General features: G+C 39.3%; 15 protein-coding genes. 3 read left to right on the top strand and 12 right to left on the bottom strand.

The window, feature by feature from the left end; genetic code table 11:
* Position 1: 1 nt before the first annotated feature.
* From aspS to yfmF, 6 genes are all read right to left on the bottom strand, one after another.
* Positions 2-1,750: an aspartate--tRNA ligase gene (gene aspS / locus VNN39_RS04915; protein ID WP_165713480.1), complete on the bottom strand. Its 1,749-nt coding sequence runs from the start codon at positions 1,748-1,750 to the stop codon at positions 2-4.
* Positions 1,751-1,805: 55 nt separating this feature from the next.
* On the bottom strand, positions 1,806-3,089 hold the full coding sequence (gene hisS / locus VNN39_RS04910; RefSeq protein WP_338998054.1) for a histidine--tRNA ligase: 1,284 nt from the start codon (positions 3,087-3,089) through the stop codon (positions 1,806-1,808).
* Positions 3,090-3,654: 565 nt separating this feature from the next.
* Entirely contained in the window at positions 3,655-4,206 is a 552-nt protein-coding gene (gene pgsA / locus VNN39_RS04905) for a CDP-diacylglycerol--glycerol-3-phosphate 3-phosphatidyltransferase (RefSeq protein ID WP_017368606.1), read from the bottom strand.
* 48 nt (positions 4,207-4,254) lie between these two features.
* Positions 4,255-5,163 (bottom strand): helix-turn-helix domain-containing protein, encoded by a 909-nt coding sequence (locus VNN39_RS04900; protein ID WP_165713481.1) that lies wholly within the window; start codon positions 5,161-5,163, stop codon positions 4,255-4,257.
* A gap of 51 nt (positions 5,164-5,214) precedes the next feature.
* Positions 5,215-6,498 carry an EF-P 5-aminopentanol modification-associated protein YfmH gene (gene yfmH / locus VNN39_RS04895; RefSeq protein ID WP_339007277.1) on the bottom strand — a complete coding sequence of 428 codons (1,284 nt, stop codon included), beginning with the start codon at positions 6,496-6,498 and terminating at the stop codon, positions 5,215-5,217.
* On the bottom strand, positions 6,479-7,723 hold the full coding sequence (gene yfmF / locus VNN39_RS04890; RefSeq protein WP_338998049.1) for an EF-P 5-aminopentanol modification-associated protein YfmF: 1,245 nt from the start codon (positions 7,721-7,723) through the stop codon (positions 6,479-6,481). The genes yfmH and yfmF overlap by 20 nt, the downstream gene beginning before the upstream one ends.
* A 133-nt stretch (positions 7,724-7,856) precedes the next feature.
* Between yfmF and VNN39_RS04885 the strand changes: the two genes are divergently transcribed.
* From VNN39_RS04885 to VNN39_RS04875, 3 genes are read left to right on the top strand one after another with little or no spacing between them, the layout of a single operon-like run.
* Positions 7,857-8,219 carry an RNA-binding S4 domain-containing protein gene (locus VNN39_RS04885; RefSeq protein WP_096369085.1) on the top strand — a complete coding sequence of 121 codons (363 nt, stop codon included), beginning with the start codon at positions 7,857-7,859 and terminating at the stop codon, positions 8,217-8,219.
* 2 nt (positions 8,220-8,221) lie between these two features.
* On the top strand, positions 8,222-9,316 hold the full coding sequence (recF, locus tag VNN39_RS04880) for a DNA replication/repair protein RecF (protein ID WP_213496666.1): 1,095 nt from the start codon (positions 8,222-8,224) through the stop codon (positions 9,314-9,316).
* Positions 9,288-9,509 carry a transcriptional regulator gene (locus tag VNN39_RS04875; RefSeq protein ID WP_017368612.1) on the top strand — a complete coding sequence of 74 codons (222 nt, stop codon included), beginning with the start codon at positions 9,288-9,290 and terminating at the stop codon, positions 9,507-9,509. The genes recF and VNN39_RS04875 overlap by 29 nt, the downstream gene beginning before the upstream one ends.
* 20 nt (positions 9,510-9,529) lie before the next feature.
* On the opposite strand, the gene VNN39_RS04870 is transcribed toward VNN39_RS04875, so the two are convergent.
* The 6 genes from VNN39_RS04870 to VNN39_RS04845 form a co-directional block, all read right to left on the bottom strand.
* The gene (locus VNN39_RS04870; RefSeq protein WP_096369083.1) at positions 9,530-10,990 is read right to left on the bottom strand and encodes a basic amino acid/polyamine antiporter; all 1,461 of its coding nucleotides are present in this window, start codon (positions 10,988-10,990) and stop codon (positions 9,530-9,532) included.
* Between the two features lie 186 nt (positions 10,991-11,176).
* On the bottom strand, positions 11,177-12,160 hold the full coding sequence (galE, locus tag VNN39_RS04865) for a UDP-glucose 4-epimerase GalE (RefSeq protein WP_017368614.1): 984 nt from the start codon (positions 12,158-12,160) through the stop codon (positions 11,177-11,179).
* A 70-nt stretch (positions 12,161-12,230) separates the two neighbouring features.
* Entirely contained in the window at positions 12,231-13,709 is a 1,479-nt protein-coding gene (gene galT / locus VNN39_RS04860; RefSeq protein WP_338998043.1) for a UDP-glucose--hexose-1-phosphate uridylyltransferase, read from the bottom strand.
* An 11-nt stretch (positions 13,710-13,720) separates the two neighbouring features.
* Positions 13,721-14,920 carry a galactokinase gene (locus tag VNN39_RS04855; protein ID WP_338998041.1) on the bottom strand — a complete coding sequence of 400 codons (1,200 nt, stop codon included), beginning with the start codon at positions 14,918-14,920 and terminating at the stop codon, positions 13,721-13,723.
* A 10-nt stretch (positions 14,921-14,930) separates the two neighbouring features.
* The gene (locus VNN39_RS04850) at positions 14,931-15,959 is read right to left on the bottom strand and encodes a galactose-1-epimerase (protein ID WP_339007274.1); all 1,029 of its coding nucleotides are present in this window, start codon (positions 15,957-15,959) and stop codon (positions 14,931-14,933) included.
* 57 nt (positions 15,960-16,016) lie between these two features.
* On the bottom strand, positions 16,017-17,414 hold the full coding sequence (locus VNN39_RS04845) for a glycoside-pentoside-hexuronide (GPH):cation symporter (RefSeq protein ID WP_338998037.1): 1,398 nt from the start codon (positions 17,412-17,414) through the stop codon (positions 16,017-16,019).
* Positions 17,415-17,519 lie beyond the last annotated feature (105 nt).

Below are 17,519 nucleotides of genomic sequence, written 5' to 3'. Positions count from 1 at the left end.
TTTAGTCAAGTTTTTCAAGTTTAATTCTCAATTCTTCCAGTTGGCTCTCACTGACTACTGATGGCGCTTGTGTCATCGGGTCTGTGGCTTTATTATTCTTAGGAAAGGCAATAACTTCACGAATATTGTCTTTTCCGGCAAGCAACATAACGAAACGGTCCAAACCAAGGGCCAATCCTCCGTGTGGTGGGAAGCCATAATCTAAAGCTTCCAACAAGAAACCAAATTGCTCTTTGGCATCTTCTAAACTAAAGCCTAGTGCTTTGAGCATCTCTTCTTGTAATTCTCGCGTATTAATACGGAGTGAACCACCACCGAGTTCGTAGCCATTCAAAACGATGTCGTAAGCATGCGCACGGACTTTACTAAGGTCTCCTGAAAGTTCCCCTTGTGTTTCAGCAGTTGGTAAAGTGAATGGGTGATGCGCACTCATATAACGACCTTCTTCTTCTGACCATTCAAACATTGGCCAATCAATAACCCAGAGGAAATTGAATTTCGAATAATCAATTAAGCCTTGCTCTTTGGCAATCGTTTGACGTAAAGCACCCAGTGCTGAATTTGCCACTTCTAAACTGTCCGCCACAAAGAGAACCAAATCGTTGTTTTCTAAGCCCAAAGTTTCAACGAATTCTGCAGTTTTATCTGTCAAGAATTTGGCAATAGGACCAGCCAATTTATCGTCTTCAAACTTAATCCAAGCTAAGCCTTTGGCACCATTTTGTTTTGCTTGCTCTGTTAATTTATCAATAGCTTTACGAGAGTACTTATCGGCATTATTTTTAACAACAATCGCTTTAACAACAGGTGCCTCACTAAACACTTTGAAATCTACAGTTTTCGCAAGGTCTGTCAAGTCTGTCAAGAGCATCTCGTAGCGTGTATCTGGCTTATCTGAACCATAGAAATTCATGGCATCATCGTATTTCATACGTGGGAATGGCAAAGTGACATCGACGTTTTTAACGTCTTTCATAACTTTTGCAATCAAGCCTTCAGTCAAATCTTGAATTTCTTCTTCCCCAAGGAAGCTTGTTTCTAAGTCGACTTGTGTAAATTCTGGTTGACGGTCGCCACGTAAATCTTCGTCACGGAAACATTTTACGATTTGGTAGTAGCGATCGAGACCTGCAGTCATCAACAATTGTTTCATAAGTTGTGGACTTTGTGGCAAAGCATAAAACTCGCCTTTATTGACACGAGAAGGAACAAGGTAATCACGTGCACCTTCTGGTGTTGATTTGTTCAAGAAAGGTGTTTCAACATCGATAAAACCTTGATTATCTAAGTAGCTACGGATGGCACGTGTTGTCGCATGACGCATCGTAATGTTGTTCAGCATTTCTGGGCGGCGTAAGTCGAGATAACGGTATTTCAAACGCGTATCGTCAAGCACCTCCACACCGTCTTTAATCTCAAATGGTGTTGTTTTTGAAGTACTAAGAATTTGCATTTTGTTGGCTTCAATTTCAATTCCACCTGTTTTAATGTTTTCATTTTTGCTGGCACGCTCAACGACTTTACCTGTAACTTCTAGTACGTATTCGTTACGGGCTTTATCTGCTACCTCAACAATTTCTTTTGTTGCTGTTTCTGGATTAACCACAATCTGGACAATACCTTCGCGGTCGCGCAAATCAATAAAGATTAAGCCGCCAAGATTACGGCGCTTTGCAACCCAACCTTTTACGGTAACTTCCTGGTTTAAATACTCTTCGGTAATATTCCCTGCATAGTTTGTTCTCTTCAAGTTTAATCTCCTTACGTTTCTTTAGTCCTCATGTTCCTTGGAACTACTGGACTTTTTATTCTCCAAGCGTTTCTTCAAAGATAGGTGCAAAACCTTTTGCAACTTCTGCCAAAGTTGTTTTTACTTCTTTACGCGTTTGGTTATGTTTAACTGTAATTTCACCTGTTTCCACTTCATTGTCACCAAGTGTAATTATCACTTCTGCTTTTGCCTTTTCAGCTGATTTAAATTGAGCACCTAGTTTACGGTTAGAAAAATCTCGTTCAACTTTAAAGGCTTGAGCACGAAGACTTTCTGCAAGTTGTGTCGCTGCTAAGCTGGCTTTATTTCCCATAACGGCAATATAAACATCAAGTGTATCTTCTTCATGGAAATCAACGCCTTGCATTTCAGCAACCATCAACAAGCGCTCTACACCCAGTCCAAATCCAAAACCTGGTGTGGCAGGACCATCAAAGTATTCAACCAACCCATCATAACGACCACCTGCACAAACCGTTAGCTCTTGTCCTTTTACGTCCACGATAAATTCAAAAATCGTATCATTGTAGTAATCCAGACCACGAACCATATTGGTATCAATGACATAATCAATACCCAAACCATCAAGCAGTTCTCGGGTCATGTCAAAGTGATTTTGAGACTCTTCTGTAAGATAGTCCAAGATAGATGGTGCACCCTTAACAATTTCTTTGTCTTCTTTTTCCTTACTGTCAAGTACTCGCAGTGGGTTTTCGTGAAGGCGGCGTTGGCTGTCTTTGGAAAGCTGACTTTCAAAAGGTGTCAAATAATCAATCAAAGCTGTACGATAAGCCTTACGTGTCTCTAAGTTACCCAAAGAATTCAAGTGAAGTGTTACACCAGAGATACCGATTTGCTCAAATAATGATTGCGCCATGGCGATAATTTCGACATCAATCGCTGGATTTTTTGCACCGAAACATTCCACACCAAATTGGTGGAATTCGCGTAAACGTCCAGATTGAGGACGTTCGTAACGGAACATCGAACCCATATAATACATTTTCACTGGTTTTGGTACTTCTGGAGCAAAGAGTTTATTTTCAATATAAGCCCTAACAGTTGAAGCAGTTCCTTCAGGGCGCAATGCGATATGACGTCCACCTTTGTCGTCAAAATCATACATTTCTTTAGTTACGATGTCACTTGTTTCACCTGTTGCCCGACTAAATAGCTCATAACTTTCAAAAAGCGGTGTACGGATTTCTCTGAAATTATAATCTTCAAATACTGCACGGGCCATCATTTCTACATATTGCCATTTTTGTGACTCTTGAGGCAGAATATCTGCCGTACCTTTGGGTTTTTGTAATTTCATATTATCTCCTTTGTATCAAATACATTTATGATTCGAATATTCTTAAGTAAGCCTTTGTAAGGCTTGCCATAGTGCATTAGCGCCTTCAGGCGCAATGATAGCAATGCATATGAAGGTGAAATGCAAAAAACGATGATTTTTTTGCGTTTTACCTAATAAGGTGTTCAGGCAAGGCCCAATAGGGCTTGCCGTCCAGCATTAGCGCCTTTCAGGCGCAATGACGAATAATTATGACGGTAAAATGTAAAAAACGATAATTTTTTTACATTTTACCTAATAAGTTGCTTAGGCAAGGCCCAATAGGGCTTGCCGTCCAGCATTAGCACCTTTAGGTGCAATGCTGGTAGCAAATTAAAACGCCCCAAGCATATAAAGCTCTAGGGCGTCAGTAATCTTATCGCGGTACCACCTAAATTTGTCCTGTCTTCCAGAACCTTAGTTTAGCTATAACGTCGCTATCGTTTTTTATCGTCACTTTAAGTTTTGTAAGCTTTCAGCCAAGTCTCACTCTCTCTATCTTTAAGTATAACGCAGACTTCTTTTTTTTTCAAGCTTTAAATTCACATTAGTTTTTAAAAACTTGCATATTTTTAGCAAAGTAATCATAGCCTGAATAAATCGTGAAGATAAGGCAAACATAAAGTAAGATTGTGCCAATATAAATGGGATCCCCGATTAATAAGAAAATAATCGACAACATTTGTGTAAATGTTTTGATTTTTCCTGGCATAGCTGCAGCTAAGACTGCACCACCTTGCTCAACCAATAAAAGACGAAGTCCTGTCACGGCAAGTTCACGGCACACGATAATTGCAACAACCCAAGCAGGGGCTAAACCGAGTGCAATTAGCATCACAAATGCAGCCATTGTTAACATTTTATCCGCTAACGGATCTGCAAATTTACCAAAATTTGAAACTACTTTCCATTTGCGTGCTAAATACCCATCAAGCCAGTCAGTGATTGAGGCTACAGCAAAGATAATTGCTGCAACAATCCACGAAACATAGCTTGCACCCACAGCTGCACCATGTGGCAGATAAAGGACAATGAGAAAGACAGGAATCATAAAGATTCTTAGTATGGTTAATTGATTGGGTAGTTTTTCTTTTTTCATAATTACTTTCTCCGATTCTTTGAGCGGAACTGTTCGTGGCTCAATTTTTTATTGGGTTACAGGCGCCGTGGTGCTCGCATAAGTTACCGTCAATTGCACTTGAGCTGCATTACCTGCTGTAAGAGCAGACAAATCAACATTGTTACCGTTAATTGCCATTGTAAGCCCTTGTGTGTTGGACAAGTTGATCACCGAATTTGTCAAGCCTGTCCCTAGCGTTGCCGTAGCTGTATTTTCGGCATCTGACAATGTACGTACTGTTGCCCAGTCTGCATTAGTCAATGAAATTGTTGTTACTGCACCAGCTGCTGTTGTAAAGACAATTTGCGTTGGACTCGCAGCATTTTCTACTTTGACATTGAGCAGTGCGCCGCTTCCAGTAACTGTAATTTGATTTTGTGGTTCTGGTTTTGATTCAACAGGCTTTTCTGATGATTCTGTTGTTTTCTTTTGCTCTTCTGTGGCTTGTTTTGTTTCGCTCGTTTTATAAGTATAAGAAGTATCACTCAAATCTGGTTTTGGCGGGCGTGTGAGCAGCACAACTGCTGTAACACTTCCGACAATAGCTATCGCCACAGCAGAAAGCAAGATAATTGGAACATAATGGCGCCATGCCGGCTTATTACTTTCCTCTTCTTCCTCATCTTCTTCTACACGTTCACTAGGTTTCACAAATCGATATGTTTCTTGGATATCTTCGTGTTCTTCAACAGACATTGACCCGTCTTTTTCATATGCAAGCATGATTTGATCCGCATCAAGATCTAACTTCTCTGCATATTGTTTAAGGTAGGCTTTGATATAAAAATCACCGGGCAAAGCCTTATAATCCCCTGTTTCTAAAGCAATAATATATAATTTCGGAATATTTGTAAGTTTTTCGGCTTCACTTAGCCCGAGGCCAAGCTCCGTCCTCTTTTCTTTGAGGACTTCGCCTATTGTTTTAATTGCCACCATGTCCTCCTCTCAGCTTTATGAAATACATGGATTTATTCATAACTGTTCGTATTATTTAGGGTAGATGATAAAGTCTACCGTTTGCATATTTTCTACAAATTTTTCAGCATGTTTGCTGACTTTTTCAAGCGTTAATCCTGATAAAATTTCAGGAAGATCAAAGAAGTTAATCTCGCCATAAATATTTGATGAAAATTGATTGGCAAGGTATTCTAAAGAGTTCAGGGATTTATAATAATCCCCCAGTGTTTCACGTTTCAGCATTTCTAGATTTTCTTTTTCAAAATCCTTATCTATTTTATAACTTTTTAAAGCTTCCTGCAAAACTTTACTTACTTGGTCTGGTTTTTCAGTGTCTACAGTAATGTTCGCAAAGTGAAAACTTTTATCCATATCAAAGCCATAACCAAACGAATCATCAACTAAACCTGCATTGTACATTTCTTCATAACGATGGCTCGTTTTTCCAAAAAGCATATCGAGAAGCAACTGATTCGATAGCTTGTATTCTAATAATTCACGAGCATCAGTTGGGAGAGTATCTTCTCCCCGAAAACCAAGAGCCAGCTTGGGCATTGCAACTTCAAACGCAAGAGTTTTCCCTGCAATCGGCTGACTACCCTCAACAGTTTTTCTCTGAATCGGTTCAGCTTTAATAAAAGGCTTCGTTTCTTGATTGTCATTTACAAATGCAGCCATTTGCTCCACATCAAAAGGACCTGTTAAAAAGAGGTTCATGTTTGAAGGATGATAAAAAGTTTCATAGTTGGCATACAAATCTGCCGCAGTAATTTCCTTAATAGAGTGGGGAGTACCAGCAATATCGTCTGCCAATGGTAAATCAGGATAAAGTGAAGCTAAAAGCCCAGCAAACAAACGCCAGTCACTGTCATCTTGATACATCTGGATTTCTTGTTGAATAATACCTTGTTCTTTAGCAACATTTTCTTCTGTAAAGTAAGGTTCTTGCACAAAATCAAGCAGTAAGTTCACACACTCATAGATGTTTTCACGTGTCGAAAAAAGATAAGAAGTCCTCGAAAAACTTGTAAAAGCATTGGTTTGCGCCCCATAGGCACCAAACTTGTACATAACATCCCCTTCTTTTTTCTCGAAAAGTTTATGCTCTAAAAAGTGAGCAATCCCTTCTGGAAAAGTCTTCATATCCCGACTTCCCGTAGGAATAAAAGAGGTATCCAGTGACCCAAAGTTTGTCGTGAAAAGACCATATGTACGATTGTAATCGGGCTTGGGTAAGTAATAAACAGTTAAGCCGTTGTCTAAAACATCAGTATATAGGACTTCTCCCGTTTTCTCATAGCTCTTCTTCTGCATAAACTTCTCCTTTCATGAAATATTGAGCCTGTAGTTTTAAACTTTGCGCCAAGCGCATAATGTCCTCTTTGCTCACGGTCTCTAACGCCTTCAAAAAGGTTGCTTCATCAACATAAAGCTCCGGTAAAACTTCATGAATAAAAGCTTGTTCGATGAGATTTGAAGAAGAATCAAGTGACATGAAGTAAGAATTTTTCAGCATTGTTTTGGTTTGCTCAATCTCTTGTGTAGTAAAGTCCCCAGACTGCATCGCTTGAAGTTGTTCTAAAATCAGAGCACGAGCCTGCTCATAATTTCCTGCATCAATTCCTGCATTAACTCTTAGCAAACCTGTAAAACTATCAAAAGCTGAACTGGCATAATAAGCTAGACTTGCTTTTTCGCGAACGTTCATAAATAATTTCGAATGTGCGAATCCACCAAAGAGTCCGTTCATCACTTGTAAAGTCATGTAGTCTTTGCTACCGTATGTCGTCGGTTGCGTAAAGGCCATTTGTAAAATAGACTGCTGCACCTCTTTCTCTTCAATCTTTTCTTGATACTCCTTGGGCTCTTGCTTGTAAAAAATTTCAGAGTGTCCTTGACGATCTTTAAAATCAAAGCTTTGGAATAAACTCATAACCTCAGCTTCCTCTACATCTCCTAGAACAAAAATATCAATAAGATTGTGATTAAGCATCTCGGTATAGTAATTAAAGACAGCCTCTGCTGTTTCTGCCTCCAAAAGTTCCACAGTTGCAACACCTGGGAGAGCTTGATTTTCATCTGTAAAGAAAAGAGCAGCTAACTGACGACTGGCATAATAAGAGCGATCTTCGTTCATGGCTTTAAGATAGTTTATGAGATTTGTCTTTTCTCGTTGGAAGACGTCAACATTATTATCTGGGCAAAAGAGCGCTTTGTGCATAAAATCAACAGCACCTGACAAAGTATCCACATCAACAAACTTAGGATTAACTAGATTCATATGAATACTTAACAAATGTTGGTTACCTTTTTTATTCACTGCAGTTGAGAAGGAGGTCCCATAAAGTTCGGACAAGCGACTTGAAAATGCTTGAGCTGTTGGATACGCTGCATTTGTCGTCTCCCACAAGTTAGAGATAATCACACGCTTCACAATATTTTCTCGCGAAAGTTCTTCACGAAAGCGCACCATGAGACGTATTGTTTTGAATTTTGTTTCTTTTATAACATGGAGATTTACTCCGCTGGCTAGTTTCATAGATATCCCTTGTCTACTCCTCGTTTTAAGTTTAAAGAAAGTTCCTTTAACCCTAAAAAGAGCAGGAGCTGTAATATCTCTATTATAGCAAATTTTCCACTATTTTTGAGACTCTTTATGCTAAAATAGAGTTATGCAAAATTACATTTTATTTGAAGAATACATCACTTTAGGACAAGTCATTAAAGAGTTGGCCATTGTCAATACAGGAGGACAAGCTAAGCTTTTTCTCGCCGAAAATGAAGGCAATATTTTCTTAAACAAGGAAGCCGAAAACCGCCGCGGCAAAAAACTACGTGCAGGAGATGTGTTAGAAATCCCTGAATTTGGACTGATCATCACATTTGTCCAAGCTACTGCGGAAGAAATTGCTGAACGCGAAGAAGATAAAGCCGAAGAAGAGCGCGTCAAAGCACTTGTCAAAAAAATGAACGCCCAAGTCAAAACTCAAAAACCAAAGAAAGCAGCCAAGCCAAGATTCCCTGGCGCTAAATAAGCATGAAACTTAACAATATCCAGCTCTATAATTTTCGAAATTATGCTGAACTTTCTCTTGAATTCCACCCTAATCTCAATATTTTTTTAGGACAGAATGCTCAAGGTAAAACAAACATTTTAGAAAGCATCTACTTTCTCGCTCTGACACGTAGCCACCGCACCCACCATGACCGGGAACTGATACGGTGGGATTCGAAAGAAATGAAGGTTTCTGGTACTGTCGAGAAAGGACACACTAGTGTTCCTCTCGAAGTTGCTTTGACCCCTAAAGGACGTACTGCTCATGTCAACCATCTGAAAGAAAATCGCTTGGCGGACTATATTGGACAACTTAACCTCATCATGTTTGCTCCTGAGGATTTAGAACTTATCAAAGGTGCTCCAAGTATTCGTCGTCGCTTTTTAGATATGGAGATTGGCCAAATACGTCCCGTTTATCTTTATGATTCAGTACGCTATAACCGTGCTTTAAAGGAACGCAATGCTTATCTTAAAATGGAACGTAAACAGATTGATGCTACTTTTTTAGACGTTTTAGACAGCCAACTGGCAGAACACGGTCAGAAGATCAGCACTGAGCGTCAAAATTTCATTGTCAAACTAGAAAAGCTGGCGCAAAAAATTCATTCTCAGCTCACTCATGGGATTGAGGAGCTGCAGATTAATTATAAAGTAAATTCCGCAACCCTCTTAGAAGATTTGAAAAGCGCACAGGATAAGGATATCTTTCGGCATCAGACATCTGTCGGCCCTCACCGAGATGATTTGACTTTTTTTGTCAATGGTATTAATGTTGCGGACTTTGGCAGCCAAGGCCAACAAAGAACCGTTGCTCTATCTGTCAAGCTCGCCGAGATTGATTTAATTTTTGAAGAGACTGGAGAATATCCTATTCTTTTGCTCGACGATGTCATGAGTGAGCTCGATAATAGCCGTCAGTTGGATCTTTTAGAAACAACGCTCGGAAAAACACAAACATTTATTACTACAACGACGCTTGACCACCTCAAAAACCTGCCAGAAAACTTAAGTATTTTCAATGTGAAGCAAGGAGAAATTGAAACAAATGGACAAGAAAGAACCACCACTGACTAAGGAAAACCTAATCAAATTTAAAGCATTGGCTGAAGAAGGTGACGCGACATTATTAAAGCGTATTTCCCTACTTGTTGAACAAGAACGTGAATTGCGCCAACAAAAAGATAAACTTGAAGAAGATTTACGTGTGTTGGTTCATATCAAAAACAGCCATTACTCACAGTTAGAGCAAAAAAATTCGGAACATTAATTCCGAATTTTTTTTATTGTTTATAAACCAAGTAACTCTCTTAGACCATAATGGTTACCAACCAATCCAAAGACTGCAAAAATAGATAAAACAATAATCACAAGAAGAGCAATAATTTCTACATGAGAAAGTTTCTTACCATTTTCTTTCTTCGCTAAATAGTAGAAAATAAAACCAATCGCGTAGAGAATTGAAGCCATCCAAACATATTGCCAGCCTGATAGCCACAGAGCTAAAATTTGAAAAGCAAGGGCAACAAAACCGATGACTATATTTTTTGTGTTTTTTTCCTCAAGACCATGTTTCATCATATATGCACCTACCAAAGCATAACAGATCATGATACATGCTGTACAGAGATAGACCATTACATTATAAGCATTTGCGACATAAAAAGTAACAATGATAAAAAATTGAACAAAGATTTGTGTAAGCCAAAGAGAATTTGCAGGGGCATTATGTTTATTTAAACGTCCAAACCATTCGGGGAGTAATTTTTGATTGGCCAACTGTGTTGTTGACTCCACTGGAAGCATCGTCCATGATATCCAAGCACCCAAGACGGACACAACAAGACCACTGGCCATCAATGCGCCTCCAAAGCTACCAAGCATATCTTTGAGCATATAAACCATGCCTGGCGTTTTCATGGCAGCTAATTCTGCTTGATCATAATAGCCGAAAGGTAAGAGTGAAAGCAAGATGTAGATAAAAAGCAAAACGACAAGACCGATGATTGTTGCACGCCCTGCATCAGATTTTTTCTTGGCACGATCGCCCATCATTGCTGCACCTTCAATCCCGACAAAGACCCAAATCATGACCATAAGAGAGCTTTTAACTTGATCGAGTAAGCCCCCAGCGGTCATTGACCCTTGAGCTTGAACCAAGCCTTGAGCATTTTCTGTAATATTGTTCCAAAAACCTGAAGTAAAAACTCCTGTTTTAAACATTACAATGCCCGTAAGCATGAAAACGAAAATGGGAATTAATTTACAAACCAGAACAATCGCGTTCACTATAGCTGCAGATTCGACACCTTTACTTACCATCAAAGCTAAAAGCCATGAGAGGGCAGATACGGTCACCACTGCAAAAACACTTAGGCTGCCATTTGCATTTGCGAATTTACCAGGAAAAAAGTAATCCATAGATATCATCATCAGTACTGCAAAGGCAATATTACCGAGCCATGTAGACAGCCAGTAGCCCCAGCCAGAAAGAAAACCTACCAAATCGCCAAAGCCTTCTCGCGCATAATCAGAAACACCTGAAAGTTGAGGTTTGTTAATAATCAGATAGTTTAAGCTCAACACAAGTGCTAAAAGCCCCAAACCAACGAAGAGCCATGCTACAACTACTCCTCCAGCAGTAGCACCATTAGCTAAATCGTTGGAGAGGTTAAATACTCCTCCACCAATAGCACTGGAGACAACGATGGAGACAAGGGCTATCAGGCCCATCCCTTTTTTATTTTCCATTTATTTTTCCTATAATTCCATTTTTATTTATATTGAAATATTTTCTTAATATAACATTTTTTGCATTTTCATGCAACTTTCATCTGGTTTTAATCTTGATTTATTTATAATTTTACATTTTAAAGCGTTTTCTTACAAAAATAACGAAAAAGCAATCCAGATTAAAAGATTGCTTTTTCGTTTGTATTAATATCCATTTGGATGTGAGCTATGCCATTTCCAAGCATTCTCAATAATATATTCTAAATTATTTTTCACGTGCCAATCCAAGATTTCTCCCGCTTTCGTTGAGTCTGCAACCAGCATATCTGGGTCACCTGGACGACGCTCTCCCATTTGTGATGGAATTTCTTTCCCGGTAACGCGGCGTGCAGTTTCCAGAACCTCAAGGTTAGAGTAGCCTTTTGAAGAACCAAGATTAAACTGGTCCGAAGCCCCCCCTGCTTTAAGATATTCTAAGGCTTTGATGTGTGCTTCAATCAAGTCTTCCATATCGATATAGTCACGTACACATGTACCATCAGGCGTATTGTAATCATCCCCATAGATAGTGATAAACTCACGTTGGCCTAAAGCTGTTTGTAAAATAAGCGGAATCAAATGCGTTTCATTTTTATGTGCTTCACCAATACTTCCATCATGTTTAGCACCAGCAACATTAAAGTAGCGCAGTGCTACATAAGTCATATCGGTTGCCTCTGATTGCCACTTCATCATTTTTTCCATGATGAGTTTGCTTTCACCGTAAGGATTGATTGGTTTTTGTGGTGTTTTTTCAGAAATAGGACTTTCTTCAGGTATCCCAAAAGTTGCAGCCGTACTTGAGAAGACAATATGCTTAATACCAAATTTTTCCATGGTTTCAAGAATAACTTGAGCTCCACCCACGTTGTTATTAAAATACATCAAAGGTTTTTGCATTGATTCACCAACCAATGAATAAGCACAAAAGTGCATTAAGCCTTCAATTTCTTTTTCTTTTGTAAAAACATCAGCCAAGAAAGCTTGATCGCGCACATCTCCTTCATAGAAGCGTACATCTGCTGGGACAGCTTCACGATGTCCCGTCACAAGATTGTCTACAACGGCCACATCATAGCCACGTGCTACCAGAATATCAACAGCATGACTTCCCACATAACCTGCGCCTCCAAGTACTAAGACTGTCATTTATTTATCCTCCGTTACTTTGATTTACAAAGTTTTCAATACTATTTATCACTCACTTACAAGTATAACCTTATTCATTTATAAAATCAATGAAGCGCTTAAACCCAGAATGCCCTGCTTTGTTATCTTTAAATACTCCCGCATCTTGCAATACTCTTGTAAAGACAGCTCCAACCGCTTCACGGACACACTCCGAGACATTTCCTTCAGTAAAATCCCCTTGATTTTTTAAATTTTGTGCCCAAGGTAAGTGCATATCTTTCATATGATGCGGCTTTCCTAAAAGATACTGTTCCACTTCTTGCAGTTCACCTTTCAATCTCGGAGGTAAAACAGCTAAGCCCATAACCTCAATCAAACCAATATTTTCTTTCTTGATGTGATGCAGGTCTGCATGGGGATGAAAAATCCCATCCGGATAAGTTTCACTAACATTGTTATCTCGTAAAACCAGATCCATTTCGTAAGCATTACCACGTTTACGAGCAATCGGTGTAATCGTATGGTGTGGTGTACCATCAGCGGAATGCGCAATAACATCTATACTTGTATCCGAATATTGTTGCCACTTCTTCAGAATGAAGTCCGCAAGTGTCAACAACTGCCCTTTGCCCTCAGAGGATAAACGCAGCACACTCATGGGCCAATTCACAATGCCAGCTGCTACTTCTGGGAATGCTTTAAAGGATACTTGTTCTCTTAACTTGGCTTTAGCCATCGGAAATTCATGGCATCCTGCTTGATAGTGATCATGTGTCAAAATAGAACCACCAACAATTGGTAAATCAGCATTGGATCCAATCATATAGTGAGGGAACAAATCCAAAAAGTCCAAGAGATTACTAAAAGATTGGCGATTAATTTTCATTGGCTTGTGCAAGTCGTTAAGCACAATTGAGTGTTCATTATAATAAGCATAAGGCGAATACTGAAAGCCCCATTCTTCATCCTGTAACTTTAAACGGATGAGGCGATGATTGCTTCGTGCAGCTTTATTCCCTCCACCGTAAAGCCCTTCATTTTCAACACAGAGCGCACAAGCTGGATAGCTGGAATCCTTGACTAATTTTGCTGCAGCGATAGCTTTTGGATCTTTCTCTGGTTTTGAGAGATTGATTGTGATTTCTAAATCACCGTATTTTGAGTGATAGTTAAAGGCAATATTTTTTGCGATATCCCTTGTCTTGACCTGATTAATTTCCTGAGTCAGTCCATAGAAATAATCTGTCGCTTTTTTAGGACTCTCTTGATAATTCTCCCAGAACTCACGATTAATTTGACTTGGTGTTGGACTGATAAAGTCCATCAGAGCCGCTTCATAAAATTCTTCCTCTTCTGGCGAAAAAGCTTGATTTTCGCGTGCAAGAATCATGAGCTGATCCATTAAAGTTAGTGCATCGTGTTCTTCTGTAACTTGTGGTTCGTCCCAATCGTTCACACCCAAGAAATGGAGTAATTGATTACGCCAATATATTTTATCAAGCGCTTCAATTCGATGATTTTTTTCTGCTAAATTAATAAATTCTTGAATAGCTTGATATTTTTCCATCTTTTCTTTTCCTACTCTACATCCAGTTTTGTTGATCCTGAACCAATCTGTGCAACATAAAAGCTTGCTGGGTAGCCGACCACTTTTTCATATTCCGCACCAACTGCTTCTTCAAAATCTGCGACTTTATCATGAGCGACTAAAGCAATTGCACAACCACCAAAGCCTGCACCTGTCATACGTGCACCTAATACACCTGCCTGTTTTTGTGCGGTTTCAGCCAGCGTATCAAGCTCAATCCCTGTCACTTCGTAGTCGTCTTTGAGGGAAGCATGCGAAGCATTAAGTAATTCACCAAACTTCGTCAAATTACCAGCAACAAAAGCTTTTTGTGCTATTTTTGTACGGTTATTTTCATATACAGCATGTCGCGCACGTTTAATCAAGGTTTCATCGCCAATCAAGTCTATATTGGCATCGAATTCCTCGTTAGAAAGCTGACCCAGTGATTCAATGTCTAATTTACTTTGCATACGTTTCAGTGCTTCACGTGTTTCAGCAAATCGCTCATTATATTTCGATTCTGTTAAAGCACGTGGCTTGTTTGTATTCATAATGACAATATCATAATCACGTAATTCTACTGGCACCATTTCATATTTAAGAGTATTACAGTCCAACAAAATTGCTTTTTTCACTTCACCAAATCCAATCGCAAACTGATCTAAAATGCCGGAGTTAACACCAATGAATTCATTTTCCGTTTTTTGTCCGAGTTGCACAAGCTCCAACCGTGGGACTTGTAAATTAAACAAGTCATCTAAAACTACACCGACTAAAAGCTCTAAAGAAGCTGAAGATGATAAACCAGAAGCAGTCGGAATTTCACCATTGATAAGCAATTCAAAGCCTTTATCGATGGTATAGCCTGCATCTTGAAGCATCACAATCATCCCTTTAACATAATTTGACCAGCTGTCCTCATCTTTTTCCTTGACTTCTGTTAATTCAAATTCGATAAGACCTGCTTCTGGAAAGTTTTGTGAAAAAAGTCTGATTTTTGTATCCTCACGTAAACGTGCCAGACCTGTTGTCCCAATTGTGATTGAGGCTGGGAAGACATAGCCACCATTATAGTCGGTATGTTCACCAATTAAGTTGATACGTCCTGGCGAAAAGAAATATTCCACATTTTCTGTATCCCCAAAGACTTTTCCAAAACTGTTTGTTAATGCTGTTAAAACTTTGCTGTTTTCTACGATTGTTGTCATTTTCTTTTCCTCATTTTTTCTCTTCTTTATGGAGTTTATAAATTGTTTTTGAATAGTATTTCTCGCCTGCTTTGAGTGTGATATTACCCAGTTCCGGAATTTGTTGACTGCCTGGTGCCACTTGTGTTTCAAAAGTGATTGCGCCATGATTTACTTCTTTTTTACCTTGATACACTGCACCTGATTCGCCAAAATTGGCCGAAAAGATGACAATGCTTGGTCGATCAGTATAAACAGAAACACTTAAATCTTCAAAGCTTAAACGTGCTTGTTCTTTCTCTATGCTCGGCTCATCTAGAAGGAAAGGATGATCAAGGCCATCAACCAAAACCACTTGCTCCATAGTACTTTGAAAGACTTCCGAGAGTTTTTTTCCTGAACGCAAATCTAAATCTGTACCCGATAACTCAGCAATATCTCCACGCACTACTTCGCTCTTATCCAATAAAGGAACAAAACGAGAGGCACCTAAACGCAAGAAATGGTCGTCTATACTTTGACGTACATCCCCCGACAAATTAAAGTAAACATGACCTGTGGGGTTAAACACCGTGTCTTTATCTGAAATAGCATCATATTCAATAGACCATGTTCCATTCTCATCAAAACTGTGAGTCACAGTAATCTGCATTTGCCCAGGATAACCATTTTCTCCATCGTTTGACGTCAAGTAAAATTGAACTTTTGCTTGTTCTGCTTCCTGAAAGACTTCAAACTGCCAGAGCTTACTTTCAAAAGAAGCTTGTCCTCCATGTAAGGTTTGCGCAGCTTCATTTTGCTGCAATTGAATAGTCTTGCCTGCTATTTCAACACACCCCTCTTTGATACGTCCCGCAGTTCGACCAATGGTAGCACCGGGGTAATTATCTTTTTCCACATACTCTTGTGTAGAATCAAAGCCCAAAACGATTTTCTTACCGTTAACTGTCCAATCCACAATTCGGGCACCGTAATTGCTCAATGAGACTGTATCTCCCGCCTTGTTTGTTAAACAAATCAAATGCGCACCTAAGCCAAAGTCTTTTCTTGTTATTTCCATATTTCACCTGCCTTTAAATAAGGAGAGCTAGCGTCTCCGCTAGTCCTTATTTTTATTTTATTTTAATTTATTTTCGAGTTCAGCAACAATTTCTTTATGACGTTTCTCTGTTAATTTTACCTTAATAAGATAAATAGCAAGTGAGACGACCATCAGAACGGCTGGAAGAGCGAAAGCATAAAGCTTAAAGGTTGTTACTCCATAAACTTTATTTGGATCAAATGTTGATCCGGTCATACCAGCTGCAATTGCTACAAATCCAAAGATCCCATTTGAAAAAGCACCGGCAATTTTATCAAGTAAAGGACGCATGGCCAAAGTGACTGCTTCATTACGCACGCCATTTTTCCATTGCCCGTATTCAACTGAGTCTGTGATTGTCATCAAAACAGATAGGAAAACAAGCTGATAAGGTGTAGTCAAAAAGATAAGACCGAGGATTGTCATCGGTACTGAACTTCCAAAGATAAAGAAAGCATAACCGATAAGCATAGAGATGATTGCCCCTGTCAAAACATTGCGACGCCCAAATTTCTTAGCTAAGACGGGGAAGAGCGGTACTAAAACGATAGATCCGATAAAGCCGACAATCCCTGTAATTGAATACAGTGCAGCTTGTCCTAAAACGAAGGTAAACATCAAAATCAAAGTTGCTGTTGTTGCGACGTAGGCCAAAGCAAACAAGATATAAGATAATGACAACCACATCAGTTGGTCATTTTTCAATAAAGCTTTAAACACATCTATAGTGGTTGTTTTTTGTGATTGTTGACGGATAACAGAATCCTTTTCTTGGGTACCCCAAGCTGTAATTAAAGCTGTCCCCCCCGAAACAATCGCAGCAATGACCCCAAAAGCAAACCAACCTGATGCACCTTGTGCATGGTAACCCGTCATGAGTTGGGTGAAACCATAGGTAATCGGAATCACGAGAATCGTTGTTCCTTGAGAACCGATAGCTGAACCAAAACGTGCAAACGTGCCAAGTGTTTCACGCTCTTCATTCTTCTCAGAAAGTGCAGGAATCATAGACCAAAAGGCAATATCCTTGAAGGAATAAAAAGCATCCAGAATAACAAATGAAATGACAAAGACAATGATAAATAAGGTCGTATTTGAGCTTTTAGCTAGCCCAAAGAAGTCTGAGAACATCAGAACAATCATTACAGAGGAAATCAAACCGCCCGCGACCAACCAAGGTTTAAACTTCCCCCAGCGTGTGCGTGTGTTATCAATAATACTCCCAATAATAGGATCAAAAGCAATTTCTATCAATCGAATAATGACGACAAGTGATGTTACAAGGGCAATCATTTTATCTTCATGTTCACTTCCTGCAAACATTTGACTTGTAACAAAAGCAATAAAGAATACACTAATCGCTGCATAATAGGTATCGTGACCCAAGGCACCTAGTGCATACGAAATTCGTTGTTTCATTTTTCCTCCCTCCATCGGGAACCTCCTTTTTTCGATTTCCTTACACCGAAATCGCTTACATTAATATGATAGCATTTTCTTATTTGGAAAAGTTTCCCATCAAGGAAAGAAGGTAGGAAA

The sequence above is a fragment of the Lactococcus formosensis genome, from assembly GCF_037892375.1.
GTDB classification, from domain to species: Bacteria; Bacillota; Bacilli; order Lactobacillales; family Streptococcaceae; genus Lactococcus; species Lactococcus formosensis.
Note: the sequence above shows the minus strand (reverse complement) of the source record. Positions and strands in the feature narration are given on the sequence as shown.

Coding starts and splice junctions, on each gene's coding strand:
- hisS (WP_338998054.1), bottom strand. CDS start 3,089: ATGAAATTACAAAAACCCAAAGGTACGGCAGATATTCTGCCTCAAGAG.
- pgsA (WP_017368606.1), bottom strand. CDS start 4,206: ATGAAAAAAGAAAAACTACCCAATCAATTAACCATACTAAGAATCTTT.
- VNN39_RS04900 (WP_165713481.1), bottom strand. CDS start 5,163: ATGGTGGCAATTAAAACAATAGGCGAAGTCCTCAAAGAAAAGAGGACG.
- yfmH (WP_339007277.1), bottom strand. CDS start 6,498: ATGCAGAAGAAGAGCTATGAGAAAACGGGAGAAGTCCTATATACTGAT.
- yfmF (WP_338998049.1), bottom strand. CDS start 7,723: ATGAAACTAGCCAGCGGAGTAAATCTCCATGTTATAAAAGAAACAAAA.
- VNN39_RS04885 (WP_096369085.1), top strand. CDS start 7,857: ATGCAAAATTACATTTTATTTGAAGAATACATCACTTTAGGACAAGTC.
- recF (WP_213496666.1), top strand. CDS start 8,222: ATGAAACTTAACAATATCCAGCTCTATAATTTTCGAAATTATGCTGAA.
- VNN39_RS04875 (WP_017368612.1), top strand. CDS start 9,288: ATGGACAAGAAAGAACCACCACTGACTAAGGAAAACCTAATCAAATTT.
- VNN39_RS04870 (WP_096369083.1), bottom strand. CDS start 10,990: ATGGAAAATAAAAAAGGGATGGGCCTGATAGCCCTTGTCTCCATCGTT.
- galE (WP_017368614.1), bottom strand. CDS start 12,160: ATGACAGTCTTAGTACTTGGAGGCGCAGGTTATGTGGGAAGTCATGCT.
- galT (WP_338998043.1), bottom strand. CDS start 13,709: ATGGAAAAATATCAAGCTATTCAAGAATTTATTAATTTAGCAGAAAAA.
- VNN39_RS04855 (WP_338998041.1), bottom strand. CDS start 14,920: ATGACAACAATCGTAGAAAACAGCAAAGTTTTAACAGCATTAACAAAC.
- VNN39_RS04850 (WP_339007274.1), bottom strand. CDS start 15,959: ATGGAAATAACAAGAAAAGACTTTGGCTTAGGTGCGCATTTGATTTGT.
- VNN39_RS04845 (WP_338998037.1), bottom strand. CDS start 17,414: ATGGAGGGAGGAAAAATGAAACAACGAATTTCGTATGCACTAGGTGCC.